The following is a 17439-nucleotide window of genomic DNA, read 5'->3' as shown; positions in this document are numbered from 1 at the left end:
TCAAATGCAAAAGCCAGCATATATATTATCATCTTTTAATTTAATTAAATCACAAAAAAGCACAGATGCAAAAAGCATACTGTACTTTATCCGCTTAACTTTATAAACTCTTCTATGGTTATATTTCCATACAATTTTAAAGCATCAATTATTTCCTCTTCATATATTAAATCCATCACATTCATCTCATCATCTAATACTGTAAACATATTATATTTGCCCTTATCAAATAGTCCCATAGCTGTGAGAAGGTTTTGTTTATAGTATATAGATAAATTTCTATTTTCAATGTATCCTCTTTTTATAAATTTATATTTCTTTTTAACAATATCGCCCATAATTATATAAGATGTCCTTTCATTTTCTTTCAAAGATGTAGTCATTATAAATGTAGCTATTATTCCAATGGTGAAATTATTATGTCCATTTAAAAATAGTAATACATAAATTAACATAAGCATTATTCCAACAATTATACTCACTAATATGGTAATTTTATTTGCCATCCTATATGGTAGTTTAAGATTTAGAATACTTCTTAATATTCTCCCTCCATCTAAAGGAAATGCAGGTATCAGATTGAACAATCCTATAGCTAAATTTATAGAAAAAAACACATAACAAAAGTTAAAATATGATATTTTATACATAAAATAAAAAAGTCCGCTGAAAATCAAATTAAATATGGGACCAGAAATAGAAATTATTAAATCCTCTTTAGGAAATGCTTCATCTAAATCTTTAAGTTTTATAACAGCCCCCACTGCTATGAATTCTATGCCAAATCCAGAAAATTTATAATGTCTAGAAAATAAATAATGAATAATTTCATGAAAAAAAACTACTATAGCCGTATAAATAATCTGCCCTTTATAACCTACTACAATCAAAAGTATTATATAGGGAATAAAATATTTATTTATTTTAATCACAAAAATACCTCTTAAAATTTATTTTTCCCCATTAACCCTAAGTTCCTTAATTGTATTTTTTATATTATCTCCCACATAATTTATATTAATGCTATTTAATTGAGTTTTTAGCTTACTGTAATTATAGTTTTCATTTATTATGCTCTTAGAATAATTATATACACTTCTAGCTTGAGGATTTGAAGTTACTTTACATAATATAATAAATATAAATAATACTAGCACTCCTATTAAATCTCTTATAATTCTCTTAACTAAGTAACCCCTTTTTTTATTGCCATAATTTTCTTTATTGTATACTTTTCCGCCATAGCAACCGGGAGCATAATTTAGTTTTCTTCTTAAGGAACCATAATATTTTTCATATTCTGAATCATAATATCCCACAGCATCCTCCTTTTTAAATAACCTGCTACTTAATATATATTTAAAGTTGCTCCTATTTATTACTTTCAATTTAAGAGGACTACCCTGAAGTATACTGTTAAAAAGACTTTATAAAATCTAAAAACAAAAATTTTATAAAGTCTTTTTAAATCATATATTTACTATACTTTAATTATCACTTTTTACTTCCATATGCCTTAGAAGTTAATTTTCTTTCTTCTCATTCCTATATTTAAGATAAGAGCTATACTTATAAAAGCCGTTAATATAGAACTTCCTCCATAACTCATAAAAGGCAATGTAATCCCTGTTATAGGCAATAAGCCTATAGTCATGCCCACATTTTGAAAAATTGAAAACAGCATAGAAGACACAATGCCTACACACACCATGGAACCAAATATATCTTTAGACTCTCTAGCTATATTTATGGAACGGTATATTACAACTCCATAAAATGCTATTAATGAAAGTGCCCCTATAAGCCCCCACTCCTCTCCAACTACAGAAAAGATAAAGTCTGTATGAGATTCTGGAACATATCCTCCAGATATTTGAGTTCCATTTAAGAAACCTTTCCCAAATATTCCGCCTGATCCAATTCCTATCTTTGACTGTGTAAGCTGAAGTGCAAAGCTTAATTGATATTTATCTGCATTAAACAAAGATATAATTCTCATTCTTTGATAATATGGTATAAGTGTGGTTTTCCAGGCTATAGCAATCACCAATATTAACCCTAACATTCCCCCAAGTATCACCCTTAAATCCAATCCTGAAATGAAAAATATTCCAAGTACAGTAAAAAAACAAACCATAGTCATTCCCATATCAGGCTGACTTACAATTAAAGCCATAGGAATAGCCGCATAAATTGTAAGTTTTAAAAAATTTTTTAAGTTGTTGATATTTCCCTCCATATCATCTAATTCTTTTGCCAGCATCAGTATAATTCCTACTTTGGCAAATTCAGAAGGCTGCATGGTAAACTTCCCAATTTTAATCCATGAAGAAGCCCCATTTACGGTATACTGAAATGCAGGAATACAGTTTATAACCAGTAAAAATACTCCAAGCCAGTATATTACAGCCGCATAACTTTTTATTAAGGAATAATCTATTAAGAGTATGAAATAAACCAGTATAAATCCCATAATTATCCAAATAATCTGAGATTTTAAATATTGATTACCATAACTCAAATGGGAGGCACTATATATATTTAAACTTCCAAAAATACATATAACCAATATCGTAATAAGTATGGGAAAATCAAGTTCTCTCAAAAATCTTTTACTAATGGTAAACCTTTCAAAAAACATCTGTATCCCTCCAATATAACTATAATGATTATACCACAGCAAAGTAAAAAAGCTATGTATAATACACAGCTATTTATTATACTTAACTTTTTTTACAGGTATATTGGCAACAAGTGCTACCGGATCTTCTTCAACTTTTTCGGTAACTGTCATTCTCACATCTATTTCAGCATAATTTATTTCCATATATTTTGAAAGCACCTTAAGTATATCTTCCTTTATATCTTCTAATACTTCCTGTGGCATACTGCATCTATCATTTATAAGTATCAGCCTCAGTCTCTCTTTAGCTATATCTTTGGAAGATGGCTTGGAAAACGCCCTAAATAAATCCATTTCCCTACACTCCTTATTTAATACCAAATATTTTTTTTATGGATGAAAATAATCCTTCTTGCTCACTACTCAAATCTATAAGAGGTACCTCTTCCCCTATTATTCTTCTTGCTATGTTTCTAAAGGCTTGACCTGAAATAGCATTTTTATCTAGAACTATTGGTTCACCTTTATTGGTTGAAACAGTTATACTTCTGTCATCTGGCACTACCCCTATAAGTTCTATAGCTAAACTATCTAATATATCATTTACATCTAACATATCTCCATTTTTAGTCATCTTATAATTTATTCTATTTATTATAAGCTGATGATTTTCAAGACCCTTTGCGTCCAGTTTACCAATAACTCTATCAGAATCCCTAACAGAAGTCACCTCGGGATTTACTACTATAAGTGCCCTATCTGCACCTGACACAGCATTCTCAAATCCCTGTTCAATCCCTGCCGGGCAATCTATTACTACATAATCATAACTAGCTTTTAATTCATTTACCAAATTTATCATCTGCTGTGCACTTATATCTTCTTTATCCCTTGTCTGTGCAGTAGGTAAAAGATATAGATTGGGTAATCTTTTGTCTTTTATAAGGGCCTGTTTCAGTCTGCATTTATTTTCTATTACATCCAATAAAGTAAACACTATTCTATTTTCAAGTCCCATAAGAATATCTAGATTTCTAAGTCCAGTATCCCCATCTACTACCACTACACTCTTATTTAAAGCCGCCAATCCTGTTCCTATATTAGCTGTAGTAGTAGTTTTTCCAACTCCTCCTTTGCCTGATGTTACTACAATTGCTTCTCCCATTTACACTACCTCCCTTAAATAAACTTATTAGGCAAATATGGTTCTACTATTATTATGTTTCCTCTAATTTTAGCTACTTCTGGATATTGGGGTTTCATATTATCTGGGGATCTAGTTACCAAATCAGCAATTTGAAGCATTTCCGGCTGCAGGGAAATTGCAGCAACTATTGCTTTGGAATTTCCCCCAAAACCTGCATGAGCATATCCTCTCAAGGATCCAAATACTATTATATTACCACCTACATATATTTCCGAACCAGCATTTACATCTCCTATTATAACTATATTTCCAGGATAATTTACAACTTGTCCCCCTCTTATAGTCCTCCTTAAAAATTTAGTCCTTCCCTCATAAATACCAGAAAATATTTTACTAGGTTTTTCGTTACTGTCTTCAAATATACAATCCTTTATAAAAAATTTTTCAAATAACACCTGTTTTAATTTTGCATATTGTTTTTCGTTTATATTCTTCAAATCTGTAATTATTTTTAAATTACATCCTTTATAAAACATCTTTCCTACTGAAAGTCTTTTTACTAAGGCCTCTAACATTTCTTCAAAATCTTTAAATTTATTTATATTTATAACTATATTTATGCCCTCTTTATTACCCTTAACTAATATATTATTATCTATCATAAATTAGCCTCCATAAGTTACCTCATAATAATATTTCAACATTATTCATATAAATCCTCCTTACATTTTAACTTTATTTATCAAAAATTCTTATATTCTCAAATTTTTTTGTATTTTTTAAAATATCTTATTTAAGCTAACTTTTATCTTAATACATAATACTACATTAATATCTTATAAGAATTTGCGAATAGATTAATCTATTCGCAAATTCTTATATCATTACTATTATTCACCAGAAACCGAATTTTCTTTACTATTTTCCTGATTCAAATTAAAATATGCAGAATAAATATCCCTTGCAATATAAGCAGAACCAGCTCCCATACCTCCGTCAAATACCACTACACATACAGCTATTTCAGGGTTATCCATAGGTGCATAGCCTACATATTCCGCATAGTCAGTTCTTCCAATCTCATCCTGATTGCCTAAACTTGCAGTACCTGTCTTTCCTGCAGTTTTTATAGGGAAATTTGCAAAAGCCTGGGATGCAGTACCTTTTTCATTAACTGCCTCCATTCCTGCTTTAACCGCTTCTATATTTTCGGCTTTCACCTCTGTGTTTTCAAGGACTTCCGGTTTCACTTGTTCAATAACATTTCCATCAGAATCCAAAAATTTATCTACCAAGTGCAATTTGTATCTGGTTCCTCCATTTGCTAGGGTTGCAATATAATTTGCCATCTGGAGGGGAGTAAATTGATTTAACCCCTGGCCTATAGCAGCATTTTCTACATTAGCTGGTACATTAAGCTGGGCATTGGCATCTGAAACAGCGGTGTAATATATAGCCTCAATTAAACTGTTCATTTCTTTATCGCTAACATACTTTTTGTTATTTGGATCTTCCACCGTCAGTTGTGAAAACAATTGTTTATATTTATCTTTATCAAAGGAACTGTTGCCGCCTTTTATGGAACTTTGTATTAAAGTTTTTATTTCCTTTTTCAATGATTTAACCTTATCAGAATCACTATCATTATCGTATAAATCTATTTTAACTATACTATTTTCCTTATCATCTACTCCACTTTTAAGCAATGACATAATCTTCCAAAGATAGGTATTGGCATAAGTATTTTCATTGGACTGAGTATTATACACCTGTCCAAATTTTTCCGGAATCTCTATGCCAGTAGCAGGCTTTACCTCGCTATTTGTAGGTACTCCGAGTCCAAATTTCCAGGCATATTTAGCCAGGGTATTATCTCCAAAAGCATTTCTAAAAAGCCTGGCCACCTCCATAAAATAAGGGTTACTGGACTTTTGTATGGCAGTTGTAAGGTTTACCAGTCCATTGGCTCCATCCAATTCAAAGTTTACAAGTCTTCCCCCCTGATTATAAGTACCGTTATCATAATAACTGAAATCAGGTGTTATAACACCGCTTTCCAATCCTGCAATGGCAGTCATGGGTTTAAAGGTAGATCCTGGAGGTATTAGAGACTGAGTAGCATAATTATAAAAAGGTTTTGCATATATATCATATACATCCTGTCTTATGGTAGTATTATTTTTTATACTTTTATCAATAGGAAAAAGTATATTTAATACTTCATCCTCAGTTTTTCCGGGATAATTAGATGTAATATTTCTTGCCCTTATATACTCTCTCCCAAATTTCTCTAAATCAGGATTAAAATATTGGTTATATGCTTCTGTTGAAAGTTTCCCAGGAGTTGCAAAATCATTTGGATCATATCCTGGTCTACTGGCCAGTGCTATTATAGCCCCTGTATTCACATTAATCACCACTGCTGCACCTCTGGTTGCATTAGTGGTATCTGATCTCCTTTGACCATAGGGATTCTTTCTTAATTCTGCCATTCTCTCATCCAGTGCCTTTTCTGCTGCTGCCTGCACATCCTTGTCTATAGTAAGCTGTATAGTCTGCCCCGGGTAGGAGTCCCTGCTGCCAAGTTCTTCAAGTACTCTTCCATTTTTATTAAGTTTCACTATCTTGCCGCCTTTTGAACCCTTTAACCTGTCTTCAAAAGCCGCTTCAATTCCAGCCTGACCCACATAATCGCTGCTTATATCATAGCCCTTGTCTTTATATTTTTCATAATTGGAGGCTATTTTTGATATGTATCCTAAAAAAGCAGAACCAAGTTCTCCATTTGGATAGGATCTTATAGGTTGAGTGCTTACATCTATATTAGGAAGCTCATTTAACATCTGTAAAAACTTGAAAGCAATGTCTTTACTTATATTACTTGCTATTGTTACAGGTTTATACCCTGAAAAACTCTGCATCTTTAAAGTGTCTCTTATAATCATAAATCTTCTTTGCTCTTCCTTGGAATATCCACTTGGAATTTTATATTCTTTCAAAAGTGCATTAAAGGTATCTTCTGCGGATATTTTTAAAAGTTCTTTATTAACCTGATTTTTTAAATCATCATCTGAAATATCTTCATCTTTACTTTTAATTTTTTTCTCTATGGCTTCATTCAGCCCTCTATCTCTTTTAAACTTTATCTCTAAAGCATCTCGAGTATTCTTATCATCACTTCTAAATTCAAATTTAAAAGGATTCACCTTAAGTTCAAAATCATCCTGCTGATTTACTTTATTTTCGTCCAATATTTTAAATACTTTGTCCATAGTAGTAAAGAATGTATTATTACTTTCATCTGTATCCTCATCTTCGTCAGGCTGGTTATATACAAGTACATACCCTTGAACACTTCTAGCCAGCTTATTACCCTTGCTGTCTAAAATATCTCCTCGTGGAGCAGTATCAGGTATCTCTCTTATAGATTTATTATTTGACTGTTCCTTATATTCCTTACCCTGCACCACCTGGAGGAAAAAAAGTCTCATAGCCATGGTTACAAAAAGAATTGACATAATTACTATAACCATGGTATATCTTGTAATATTATGGTGCTTCTTATTTTTCATAAGATATTCCCTCCAACTATAAAATAGTGCCATATTTCATTTTTAAAATTTCCACTTAATCTGCATATACTCTTTATTACAAAGGTTATATATAGGTCTATACATAAAAATACATAATATCATATCATAAACACTTATAAAAAATACTCTGCTTATATTTACATATATACCATACAAATATAACAGTCCAAATACTAAAATACCCTTAAATAAAGCTAACAAAAAACATGAAATAACTGGAATAAACCTTTTTTCCTTGAATATATTATCTCCTATGACTCCTGCTGTGACACATATTATCATATTTGTAAATGCATTAATTCCAAACCCCTGGGAAAAGTATACATCCTGTAATAGTCCTACAAATACTCCAAGCCATAATCCTTCCCACTTTCCATTTACAATAGAATAACAGATTATAAAAATGAAAAGAAGACTTGGATAAAAAGTTTTTACAGCAAAAAAAGGCATTAATACATTGTCTAATATGAAAAACACTACAGACAAAACACTTAATACTAATATTTTTTTCATTTTCATCACCCTAGTATTTTATATCTATTTTATTTTTAGGGATTACTATAAGCAACTGTTGAATTTTATCAAAGTTCACATAAGGCTTTATTAGGGCATTTTTCATTACTTTTCCTTTATCCGTTTCTACATCTACTATAGTTCCAATCCTAATTCCACTAGGATAGGAATTGTCAATTCCTGAAGTCAATACAGAATCTCCCTTTTTTACAGTAGATTCCTGTGGAAGATAATAAAGCTTAGCTAAAAACTTGCTATCATCACTTTTATATCCTTTTACAATACCGCTATTTATTGCTCCGCTTTCATCTCCTGTTTTGTTAACAGTTCCTCCCACTGCCATATTTTCATTGGTTAAGCATTGAACTATAGCCCAATTTTTTTCTACATATACAACCTGGCCTACCAAACCCTCTGTAGTAACAGCTATCATTTGTTTTTCTATGCCATCGTTACTTCCCCTATTTATGGCAACTTGATCCAACATTCCACTACTGCTTTTTCCTATTATGTCACAGCCTATATAATTGTATTCCTCCCTTTCGCTTTTAAAACCCAGTTCTTTTCTTAAATTTGAATTTTCATCCTTTAAAGCATTATATTCCACAAGCTTATTTTCCAGGGAACTATTTTTTTCCTTAAGCTCTTCATTTTCTTTTTTAACATCAGAAAAATTCAAAATAAAACTTATGGAATCTTTTATTTTACTATTGATTTTATATAATCCTCCCTGTAGGGAATTAAAAGTAATACCTACACCATTTCTTATAACTGAATTACCATTACTCTTGAAACTAACAGAAATTAATACTAAAAAAATAATCGAGAGTACTATTATAGTTATTACAAGTTTATCTTTCAAAAATCGCATAATACATCACTCATAATTATTTTCTACTAGCTACTATTTTATCAATAGTATCTAATGCCTTTCCTGTACCCAGAGCAACACAATCAAGAGGTGATTCAGCTATATGTACTGGCATATGTGTTTCTATATTTATTAACTGATCTAATCCTTTAAGCATTGCTCCTCCACCTGCCAGCATGATTCCCTTATCCATTATATCTGATGCAAGCTCTGGTGGTGTTTTTTCAAGAGTTGTCTTTATGGAATCAATTATTGATACTATTGGTTCTCTTAAAGCATCCCTAACTTCACTTTCAGTTATATTTATAACTTTAGGTAATCCCGATATCAAGTCTCTTCCTCTTATTTCCATGGAATTTTCTTCTCCCATGTCATATGCAGATCCCAGCTGAATTTTTACATTTTCTGCTGTTCTCTCACCTATCATCAGATTATATTCTTTCTTTATGTAATTTATTATAGCTTGATCCAATTCATCTCCAGCAATTCTAAGTGACTTACTTGTAACAATTCCTCCAAGGGATACCACAGCGACCTCTGTAGTTCCTCCACCTATATCTACAATCATACTCCCTGTGGGTTCATGCACTGGCAATCCAGCTCCTATTGCAGCTGCCATAGGTTCTTCCATAAGGAGTACATCCCTAGCTCCTGCATGCTTTGTTGCCTCTTCTATTGCCCTTTTTTCCACCTCAGTAACTCCAGAGGGAAAACACACAAATATCCTTGGACTTGTAAATGCCGATTTAGGACTTACCTTCTCTATAAATTTTCTAAGCATAGTATGAGTTATATCAAAATCAGCAATAACTCCATCCTTTAATGGTCTTATAGCTACTATATTACCTGGAGTTCTCCCTATCATATCCTTTGCCTCGTTACCTATGGCCATTACTTTTTTTACATCTTTATTTATAGCCACTACAGAAGGCTCCCTAAGTACTATTCCTTTTCCTTTAACATATATAAGTGTATTGGCTGTTCCCAAATCAATTCCCATATCTCTAGACATTCCAAAAAAGCCCATTTTTATATTTCTCCTTTCAATCTCAAAAAATTCCTCTTTCTTTTAAACTTACAAATATCCCATTTCCTATTATTAAATGATCAACTAATTGTATTCCTAAAAGCTCACCACACTTTTTCAATCTTAAAGTTACGTTTACATCTTCACCGCTGGGAGATGGATCTCCTGAAGGATGATTATGACACAGAATAATGAAAGCACTATTCTTTTTTATTGCATAAAAAAATATTTCTCTTGGATGCACTATGGATGAATTTAAGGTTCCAATAAATATATTTTTAATTCCCAGAACCATATTTTTTGTATTCAAGAGAATAACCTTAAGGTGTTCCTGCCGCATACCTTTCATTTCTTCCATAACAAGCACTGCAGCATCTTTAGGACTACTTATCCTATAGTCATCTCCATCTTTGTAGGACCTAAATCTCTTTGATAGTTCTGCCATAGCAATTATTTTAGCTGCTTTAGCTTTTCCTACCCCTGAGATACTTAAAAAATCTTCTAAATCGGAATTAAAAATTCCTTTTAATCCCCCGTTATCCTTTATTATTCTATTACTTAAAGATACTATATTCTCGCCTTTAATACCAGTTCCAAGTATTACCGCCAAAAGCTCTGAATTAGATAAAGCTTCCGATCCATATCTAAACAATCTCTCCCTGGGCCTTTCATTTTTGGGTAAATCCATAATCTTTAAATTATTTTTCATTTCTAGTCTCCCTGCTATAAATTTACCCCCATCCCACTTAACATATTATACAACTTATTTAAAGGTAATCCTACTACATTATAATAACATCCATAAATTTCTTTTACAAAAACCCCCCCATAACCTTGAATAGCATAAGCTCCTGCTTTATCCTTATATTCTCCTTTTTGTAAATAATCTCTTATACGCTTATCATCTATTTTAGAAAATCTTACAGTGGTACAGACAAAATCCCTAACTGTTCTATGCAGAGTATTATCTATTATGGCCACCCCTGAATATACCTGATGTTCATTTCCACTTAATGTCTTCAGCATATAAAATGCTTCTTGTATATTTCTTGGTTTTCCCATTACTTTTCCTTTGAAAAACACTGCAGTATCACATCCTATAACTATGGGACTTTTATCAGTTAACTTTCCACATACATCTTTTGCCTTACCTTCAGCCAGTTCCATAACATAGGATTCACATTTTCCCTGAAACACCACAGAATTTTCATTAAAATTACTTGTAACCACTTCGAATTTTTCTATTAATCTACTTAAAAGTTGTTTCCTTCTACTAGAAGCTGAAGCCAATATAATTTTCACGTCATCACTTCCTAATATTTTCTATACAATATTACTGCTATGATTATACCTATTATAGTCATAATATTTATACTGAAATTTATGCCTAAAGTCAGCACCATAACTTTGAGATTTAATACGATTGGTTCTGTCATTCCTATTGAATAAAAATTTTTAAAAAAATTTAAAAAACTAAAATTATTCCCAATAGCATCTCCTATAAGACTGCCACATATAGCTCCTAGAAATATAAAAAACCATATAAAACTTTTACTTTTTCCGGCCCCTTTCATATAAAATCCCCTACCTTAACAATATATCTTATATAGTTTATCATTTAATAAAACCATAAACAAGTAAATATATTATTGTTAAAAAAATTTTTTAAATTATATATAAGAATGACAAGTATTAGCAATAAATTCCTATACTTGCCATTTGCCTTAAAATTTATTCATGAGCAATATTTAATTAATTAACTAGAGCCTTCACTTATTTTTTTTAATATATTAAATATGTAAATATAATTTTGTTCACCATCTTTTTTTTCAATTTCCTCTGGAAGTTTATTTATATATTCTTTTATTTCTTTTAAAATTAATTTACTATCGTTATTACTACCCTTTACATCTTTTAAAGAAGCACACCATTTCTTTAACTCATCTGTTTTTATAGATTTTACATCACTTTCTGACAATTTATTTAATATCTTGAGATTTGCATTTATTATTTCTATTAATTCTACATTATACAAATCATTTTGATATACATTAAATACTATTTTTGTATTATCTACATTATTTTTTCTAAGAGAATCCATAATCTGTTTTGCATTTTCATCAGTATAAACGCCTATACAAACTCTTGTCTTATCCGAATCCACTATAGAAAAGGGTATTCCATAACTAGATAATAAATTTTTTTGCGCATCTGCATTATTTTTATCCTTATAAATTCCACCTTGAACAGCTACAAACTTTATGTACTTGTTACTAGGATTAGAGACTTTTACATTATTTGAACTAAAACTAGCTGCATTTTTTACAATTACTTTAAATACAAAAGTGCCTATTACAAAAGCAAGAAAAAATATCATTAACAGTACTGCTATAAAAAACTTAACTCCATTTTCCTTCTTTAAATCATATCTTGTGTATCTCATATTTTCACCCCTACTCAAGTATCCCTATATATTATTATTACAGAGCAGAGAAAAATATTACTGAGACACACCAACTTTTTTCATAAGCATCATATCTATATGTTTTCCATTGACATTGTAAAAATTTTTTACTATTCTTATAAGGTTAAATCCTATATTTTTCCAAAAAACTATATTATTTGTTTCATCTTTAATTACTCTCGCAAAGAAAGTATCAACTCCATATCTTCTATTAAAATAGTTCATTAAATAATTTATTATGCCGCTACGTAAATCTTCATTATTACATATATTATCCAAATAAAAGAACCATATCCACAGTTCATTTTGTTTTTTAAATTCAATTCTTCCTTTTAAAATACCTGATAGCTTTTCACTCTTTTCTATTTTAAAAAAGAATTCACACTCACTTATGTAACTTTCCAGAAATCTATTTTTCAATTCTTCCAAGGTAGATTCTTCCTTTAAAAAAACCTTATTAGCTTCCATCCATTTTTGTATTCCAATTAAATCTTTTTCTTCTACACCTGAGATTTTCATATCTTTAAAATTTATCTCAACATCTAACATAATTCCACCTCTTTATATTCATCTATGAGTTTTAAATTCTACATAAATAATTAAATTCCTTTATTTCAAATATATTGAATAAACCATAAATAAAATATTTTATAAATTAAGCAAAGTAAAGGATAATAAGAGGTATATCTTATATTATAATATTAAATCTCAACAACTTTAACTCCTTCTAAATCCGGTTCAAGTAAAACAATATCCCATTTATCTTCTAATCCTCTTAAGTACTTCTTCATGGATATAACAAATTTATCCTCATCCTTGTTTAACACAGCCATAAGTGTAGAACCTGATCCACTTATAAATTCTCCTAATGAGCCAAATTCCATTGCTTTTTGAAAAATATCATCAGAATTTTTTATTAAATTTTTTCTATAGGGTTGATGAATTTTATCTTGAAAACACGTTCTAAGTTTATCAAATTCGCCGTTATAAAGAGCGCTTATAAGCATAGAACATCTTGATATGTTAAATATGCATTCCTCTTTTAAATAGGATTTAGGTAGAACTTTTCTAGAAAGAGCCGTATTCACCTGAAAAGATGGTATCATTGCTGCAAACTTTAACTGTTTGGGCAATACTACTTTTGAAAATTTTATATCATCACCCATCTTTAGAGATACTACCATCCCTCCTACTATTGCAGGTACTACATTATCTGGATGCCCCTCTATTTTAGTAGCTAAGGCAATCATATCTTCCAAATTCAATTTATTCCCCATAATTTCATTTGCTATTTTTATGCCTCCAACTATACAAGCAGAACTACTTCCAAGTCCCCTGGATATAGGTACATCACATTTAACTACATCAATCTTAAAACCTTTATAGGCATATTCTCCTTTATCCAGAGTTTCTATTATGCTTTTATATATAAGATTATTTCTAAAATCCTCTTCAGATTCTAAACCATTATTGTATATTTGCGTTTTTCCCTCTATTTCTTCTACTTCAATTTCATTATATAATTTTAAAGCCATACCCAAAGTATCAAATCCCGGTCCCATATTTGCAGTGGTAGCCGGTATTCTAACTTTCACTTTAGCCATATTTAATTTCCTCCCAATTAGATAGACTTTTTAATGCAAAACTAGCAACTTTTTAACATCACAGGCTTCTCCCCTTGATTTCACTTTTTCAATATAATTATCTACACAGACCTCATTATCCGCATTTACAAAAGCCACTACTTCTTCTTTATTTCCAGAAAAAGTACTAGATAAAATATAACAACTCTTAAAACTTGAAGATATACCCTGTATAATTTTTATTCTATTTTGTGTTTTTACTCTAAGAAACCACTTTCCTTTAAGATCCCAACTTTTATCTATATCTGCCTTTTCACTGCTAAAAGTAATACATTTATTTCTCTTTTGTTTAACTATATCTGCTATATCTGCAAATACAGCACTGGCAGTAGGAAACATTCCTGCACCTTTTCCTGAAAACATAACATCTCCCACAGCATCTCCCTCTACCAAAATGGCATTATACTCGTCCTCAATTTTTCCAAGAACAGAATCTTCCTTTACCATAACTGGCATAACTGTAGCATATATATGCTTACTTTCTAACTTACTAATTCCCATTAATTTTATACTGCATTTCTCCATCTTGGCATATTTAAAATCATATTCATCAATTTCTGTAATTCCCTCTATATTTATGTCTTTCCAATCTACTCTTCTATTATAAGCAATAGTGGACAAAATTGAAAGTTTTCTAGCTGCATCATATCCCTTAACATCTGATTCTGGATTGGATTCTGCAAAGCCCAATTTTTGTGCAAGGTTAAGTGCTTCTGTATAGCTCATGCCATTATGGTTCATTTTAGATAATATAAAATTAGTAGTGCCATTTAATATGGATTTTATGCTTTTTATTTCATTTCCTACAAGACATTCATTTATTGACTTAAGTATAGGTATTCCTCCTCCTACACTAGCTTCAAAATGAATAGTAACTCCATTTTTCTTTGCTATCTGTAAAAGTTCATAACCATATTCAGCAATTAAATCTTTATTGGCTGTAACCACATGTTTTTTCATACTTAAAGCCCTTTTTACATATTCATAGGACGGATTAAGGCCCCCCATAGCTTCAACTATAATGTCCACTTTTTCTTTAAAAATATCATCTACATTTTCTGTCAAAAGTTCTTTATTTTCATTATCTAAATATTTTTTAATATTTCTAACTAAAATTTTTGACAATACCAGTTCTTCATTTAATTCATCTTTAAATTTATCTTTGTTCCTAAGTATAAGTTCTGCTACACCACTACCCACTACACCATATCCCAGCATTGCTATATTAGCCATATTTATTGCCCTCCTTTTTATTTAACACCTTTAAACAAATGAATTAGTTCCCCGGGTACGAAATAAAAAACTCTTCCCCTATGGGACGAGTTTTATCGCGATTCCACCCAACTTAACAGTAATATCTAATAAAATTACCCACATACACCAAATTATGTGCAACAACAAATAACTTTATATTAATTATAATTTCACACTGTTATCTCTATATCTATAACGCAGATTTGCGGAAATACCTAATAAAAATTTCAGTATACAACTCCAAGGTGGTCTTCAATAATTCTTTCTTAAGGAATATTTCAGCTTTAGAATTCCTCTCTCTTTAAAGCAGTTTATTATTTACTCTTCCTTTTCATAGTTTTATTTATATATAATTACACACAGTTAAATCATTAAAAGCATTTAAGATAACCACACATAAACATCACTAAACATATCTTTCATTCCACTGCAACTAAAGTTACCTTTATTACACTTTTTAAAGTTCTTATCTCCTCCATAAGTTCGTTAATCTCAACCTCTAGCTGAGAAGCATCAAGGGTTATGGATACATTAGCCGCATTATTGATAGGTATATCTTGATTTATAGTGAGGATATTTCCTTTTTTCTGAGCTATATTATCAAGTATTTTTGACAACGTACCTGCCTTGTGGGCTAAAGTCAGTCCCAGAGTTATCTTATGCCCTGCTATGCCTTCAGACAAAGTAAACACTGAATCTTTATATTTATAATAAGTACTTCTGCTTATGCCTACTTGCTTTACTCCTTCTGATATATCCTTCACATAACCGATTCTTAAAAGTTCTTTTACCTTTACCACTTTGTCAAATACATCAGGAAGTATGCTAGTATCAATTATAAGAAATTTATTTTTCATAGCTTCACACCTTGTCCGCAATTGAAAGACATGTGTTTTCCAATTGAATATATGAATTATATTACCACATATAAAAAAAATATTCAATAACTTTATAAAAAAAATTACTGCAAAATTAAATTCCAGTAAAATGAATGATTCATCCTACTGGAATTTATATAAAATATTCTCTGTTTTAATTTTTGTCCATTATAACAAATGTGGCAATAAATCTCTATTTGGTCCAGATATAACTTCACTGTTTACAAGCATTCCAGTTTCAAGTGAAACATTAACTCCTGCTTCTACTGCATTCTTAACTGCACTTACATCTCCTGTTAAAGTTACAAAAGATTTTCCGCCCATTCCCATTCCTAATCTAACTTCTATAAGCTGTACATCTGACGCTTTAGCTGCCGCATCTGCTGCAACAATTCCTGTTGCCACACTAAAGAATTCCATAACTCCTAAATCCTTTAATTTTACAACACCTGTAGCCTCATTTACTGCAGGAATTACCTGTTCATGAACATTTGGAAGCAACAACTTGTCTACTACATGTTTTCCTCCTATGCTCACTGCTGCCTCTATTGAAGCTGTAACAGCTCCTACATTTCCTGTAATCATTACAATGTATTTACCAGGACAAATAGTTTTTGCTAACAGTAATTCAACTTCTGCTGCCTTTATCATGGCATCTGCTGTCTTTATTCCTCTTGCTATACTGTTTAATTCTATCATTCCTATAGTTCTTATCATGGTTATCACCTCAACCCTTAAATAGCTTTTATGACTACATTTTCATTTACTTCAACAACAGTTCCATCGATGCTGGCATGTACATTTGTTCCCATTTTTCCTTCGTCTATTGCCCCTATCATCTGTCCTTTTTTAACCACATCTCCTACTTTTACAACTGCTGTAGACGGTGCACCTATACCCTGCTTCAATGGTATACTTACCTGTGCTGGTACTAACTCTTCATTTTCTTTATATGGTTGTCCCTTATACTTATTCATTCCAAGTCTTGTTATAAGCATACCTGTAGGAACTTTTCTGTATTCTCTCTGCGGATCCCCTGTAAATACGTCTGTTTCATTCTTCCATTTTATACCTTTTGCTCCCATTTGTGCTTTAACATATCCATTTATACGTCTTGGAGATAACCCATTTGGACATGCATACATTTCACATATTCCACATTGGCAGCATATTATTGCTTCCTTAAGAACTTCTTCATCGGTTTTCCCTAATGCCATAGTTCTCATTATTTTGTGTGGGTGCAGTGGATGTCCAATTTGATATCTAGGACATAACTCTGTACAAGAACGGCATTGTTCACAGGCTGATTTAGCTCTGTTTATCATCTGTTCTATAGTAAGTCTTTCTCTTTCAGCTACATAATGATCCTTCGGAATTACTATAATTCCTCCGTTTGTTTTTGTAATAAATGTGTTTGCTGCTTCCT

General features: G+C 31.0%; 20 protein-coding genes and 1 other annotated feature. All 20 genes read right to left on the bottom strand.

Annotation, left to right across the window (positions count from 1 at the left end; all coding sequences use genetic code 11):
* Positions 1 to 86 precede the first annotated feature (86 nt).
* The gene (locus V7Q02_RS05810) at positions 87 to 932 is read right to left on the bottom strand and encodes a M50 family metallopeptidase (RefSeq protein ID WP_333860067.1); all 846 of its coding nucleotides are present in this window, start codon (positions 930 to 932) and stop codon (positions 87 to 89) included.
* Between the two features lie 18 nt (positions 933 to 950).
* Positions 951 to 1319: an endopeptidase gene (locus tag V7Q02_RS05805; RefSeq protein ID WP_333860066.1), complete on the bottom strand. Its 369-nt coding sequence runs from the start codon at positions 1317 to 1319 to the stop codon at positions 951 to 953.
* Positions 1320 to 1516: 197 nt separating this feature from the next.
* Positions 1517 to 2641, bottom strand: a complete 1125-nt coding sequence (gene rodA, locus V7Q02_RS05800; protein WP_333860065.1) for a rod shape-determining protein RodA — start codon at positions 2639 to 2641, stop codon at positions 1517 to 1519.
* Between the two features lie 69 nt (positions 2642 to 2710).
* Positions 2711 to 2977, bottom strand: coding sequence for a cell division topological specificity factor MinE (gene minE / locus V7Q02_RS05795; protein ID WP_333860064.1), 267 nt, complete (start codon positions 2975 to 2977; stop codon positions 2711 to 2713).
* A gap of 13 nt (positions 2978 to 2990) precedes the next feature.
* Positions 2991 to 3788: a septum site-determining protein MinD gene (gene minD, locus V7Q02_RS05790; protein WP_333860062.1), complete on the bottom strand. Its 798-nt coding sequence runs from the start codon at positions 3786 to 3788 to the stop codon at positions 2991 to 2993.
* Positions 3789 to 3802: 14 nt separating this feature from the next.
* Entirely contained in the window at positions 3803 to 4432 is a 630-nt protein-coding gene (minC, locus tag V7Q02_RS05785; protein ID WP_333860060.1) for a septum site-determining protein MinC, read from the bottom strand.
* Between the two features lie 228 nt (positions 4433 to 4660).
* Positions 4661 to 7342 carry a penicillin-binding transpeptidase domain-containing protein gene (locus V7Q02_RS05780; protein ID WP_333860059.1) on the bottom strand — a complete coding sequence of 894 codons (2682 nt, stop codon included), beginning with the start codon at positions 7340 to 7342 and terminating at the stop codon, positions 4661 to 4663.
* 42 nt (positions 7343 to 7384) lie between these two features.
* On the bottom strand, positions 7385 to 7876 hold the full coding sequence (gene mreD / locus V7Q02_RS05775) for a rod shape-determining protein MreD (RefSeq protein WP_333860058.1): 492 nt from the start codon (positions 7874 to 7876) through the stop codon (positions 7385 to 7387).
* A 10-nt stretch (positions 7877 to 7886) separates the two neighbouring features.
* Positions 7887 to 8747 (bottom strand): rod shape-determining protein MreC, encoded by an 861-nt coding sequence (gene mreC, locus V7Q02_RS05770; protein ID WP_333860057.1) that lies wholly within the window; start codon positions 8745 to 8747, stop codon positions 7887 to 7889.
* A gap of 16 nt (positions 8748 to 8763) precedes the next feature.
* Positions 8764 to 9774 (bottom strand): rod shape-determining protein, encoded by a 1011-nt coding sequence (locus tag V7Q02_RS05765; RefSeq protein ID WP_333860056.1) that lies wholly within the window; start codon positions 9772 to 9774, stop codon positions 8764 to 8766.
* A 22-nt stretch (positions 9775 to 9796) separates the two neighbouring features.
* The gene (gene radC, locus V7Q02_RS05760) at positions 9797 to 10483 is read right to left on the bottom strand and encodes a RadC family protein (protein WP_333860055.1); all 687 of its coding nucleotides are present in this window, start codon (positions 10481 to 10483) and stop codon (positions 9797 to 9799) included.
* Positions 10484 to 10497: 14 nt separating this feature from the next.
* Positions 10498 to 11076 (bottom strand): Maf-like protein, encoded by a 579-nt coding sequence (locus V7Q02_RS05755; RefSeq protein ID WP_333860054.1) that lies wholly within the window; start codon positions 11074 to 11076, stop codon positions 10498 to 10500.
* A gap of 11 nt (positions 11077 to 11087) precedes the next feature.
* Positions 11088 to 11348: a DUF4321 domain-containing protein gene (locus tag V7Q02_RS05750; protein WP_333860053.1), complete on the bottom strand. Its 261-nt coding sequence runs from the start codon at positions 11346 to 11348 to the stop codon at positions 11088 to 11090.
* A 182-nt stretch (positions 11349 to 11530) separates the two neighbouring features.
* Positions 11531 to 12217: an SPOR domain-containing protein gene (locus tag V7Q02_RS05745; protein WP_333860052.1), complete on the bottom strand. Its 687-nt coding sequence runs from the start codon at positions 12215 to 12217 to the stop codon at positions 11531 to 11533.
* Positions 12218 to 12274: 57 nt separating this feature from the next.
* Entirely contained in the window at positions 12275 to 12787 is a 513-nt protein-coding gene (locus tag V7Q02_RS05740; RefSeq protein WP_333860051.1) for a GNAT family N-acetyltransferase, read from the bottom strand.
* 152 nt (positions 12788 to 12939) lie between these two features.
* A complete protein-coding gene (thrB, locus tag V7Q02_RS05735; RefSeq protein ID WP_333860050.1) occupies positions 12940 to 13842 on the bottom strand; it encodes a homoserine kinase in 903 nt (300 codons plus the stop codon).
* Positions 13843 to 13872: 30 nt separating this feature from the next.
* Positions 13873 to 15114: a homoserine dehydrogenase gene (locus V7Q02_RS05730; protein WP_333860048.1), complete on the bottom strand. Its 1242-nt coding sequence runs from the start codon at positions 15112 to 15114 to the stop codon at positions 13873 to 13875.
* A 78-nt stretch (positions 15115 to 15192) separates the two neighbouring features.
* Positions 15193 to 15479 (bottom strand) — a binding site (T-box leader).
* A 75-nt stretch (positions 15480 to 15554) separates the two neighbouring features.
* On the bottom strand, positions 15555 to 15992 hold the full coding sequence (locus V7Q02_RS05725) for an ACT domain-containing protein (RefSeq protein ID WP_333860046.1): 438 nt from the start codon (positions 15990 to 15992) through the stop codon (positions 15555 to 15557).
* Positions 15993 to 16181: 189 nt separating this feature from the next.
* On the bottom strand, positions 16182 to 16730 hold the full coding sequence (locus V7Q02_RS05720) for a BMC domain-containing protein (RefSeq protein WP_333860045.1): 549 nt from the start codon (positions 16728 to 16730) through the stop codon (positions 16182 to 16184).
* A 17-nt stretch (positions 16731 to 16747) separates the two neighbouring features.
* A partial coding sequence (locus V7Q02_RS05715) for a 4Fe-4S dicluster domain-containing protein (protein ID WP_333860044.1) occupies positions 16748 to 17439 on the bottom strand: 692 nt, incomplete at its 5' end.

Origin of the sequence: Clostridium sp. (assembly GCF_036781005.1) — a bacterium.
Lineage (GTDB): Bacteria > Bacillota > Clostridia > Clostridiales > Clostridiaceae > Clostridium_B.
This window is presented reverse-complemented; position numbering and strand designations above follow the sequence as displayed.

Coding starts and splice junctions, on each gene's coding strand:
- minE (WP_333860064.1), bottom strand. CDS start 2,977: ATGGATTTATTTAGGGCGTTTTCCAAGCCATCTTCCAAAGATATAGCT.
- minD (WP_333860062.1), bottom strand. CDS start 3,788: ATGGGAGAAGCAATTGTAGTAACATCAGGCAAAGGAGGAGTTGGAAAA.
- V7Q02_RS05720 (WP_333860045.1), bottom strand. CDS start 16,730: ATGATAAGAACTATAGGAATGATAGAATTAAACAGTATAGCAAGAGGA.
- mreC (WP_333860057.1), bottom strand. CDS start 8,747: ATGCGATTTTTGAAAGATAAACTTGTAATAACTATAATAGTACTCTCG.
- V7Q02_RS05750 (WP_333860053.1), bottom strand. CDS start 11,348: ATGAAAGGGGCCGGAAAAAGTAAAAGTTTTATATGGTTTTTTATATTT.
- minC (WP_333860060.1), bottom strand. CDS start 4,432: ATGATAGATAATAATATATTAGTTAAGGGTAATAAAGAGGGCATAAAT.
- thrB (WP_333860050.1), bottom strand. CDS start 13,842: ATGGCTAAAGTGAAAGTTAGAATACCGGCTACCACTGCAAATATGGGA.
- V7Q02_RS05780 (WP_333860059.1), bottom strand. CDS start 7,342: ATGAAAAATAAGAAGCACCATAATATTACAAGATATACCATGGTTATA.
- mreD (WP_333860058.1), bottom strand. CDS start 7,876: ATGAAAAAAATATTAGTATTAAGTGTTTTGTCTGTAGTGTTTTTCATA.
- V7Q02_RS05740 (WP_333860051.1), bottom strand. CDS start 12,787: ATGTTAGATGTTGAGATAAATTTTAAAGATATGAAAATCTCAGGTGTA.
- V7Q02_RS05730 (WP_333860048.1), bottom strand. CDS start 15,114: ATGGCTAATATAGCAATGCTGGGATATGGTGTAGTGGGTAGTGGTGTA.
- radC (WP_333860055.1), bottom strand. CDS start 10,483: ATGAAAAATAATTTAAAGATTATGGATTTACCCAAAAATGAAAGGCCC.
- V7Q02_RS05725 (WP_333860046.1), bottom strand. CDS start 15,992: ATGAAAAATAAATTTCTTATAATTGATACTAGCATACTTCCTGATGTA.
- V7Q02_RS05765 (WP_333860056.1), bottom strand. CDS start 9,774: ATGGGCTTTTTTGGAATGTCTAGAGATATGGGAATTGATTTGGGAACA.
- rodA (WP_333860065.1), bottom strand. CDS start 2,641: ATGTTTTTTGAAAGGTTTACCATTAGTAAAAGATTTTTGAGAGAACTT.
- V7Q02_RS05745 (WP_333860052.1), bottom strand. CDS start 12,217: ATGAGATACACAAGATATGATTTAAAGAAGGAAAATGGAGTTAAGTTT.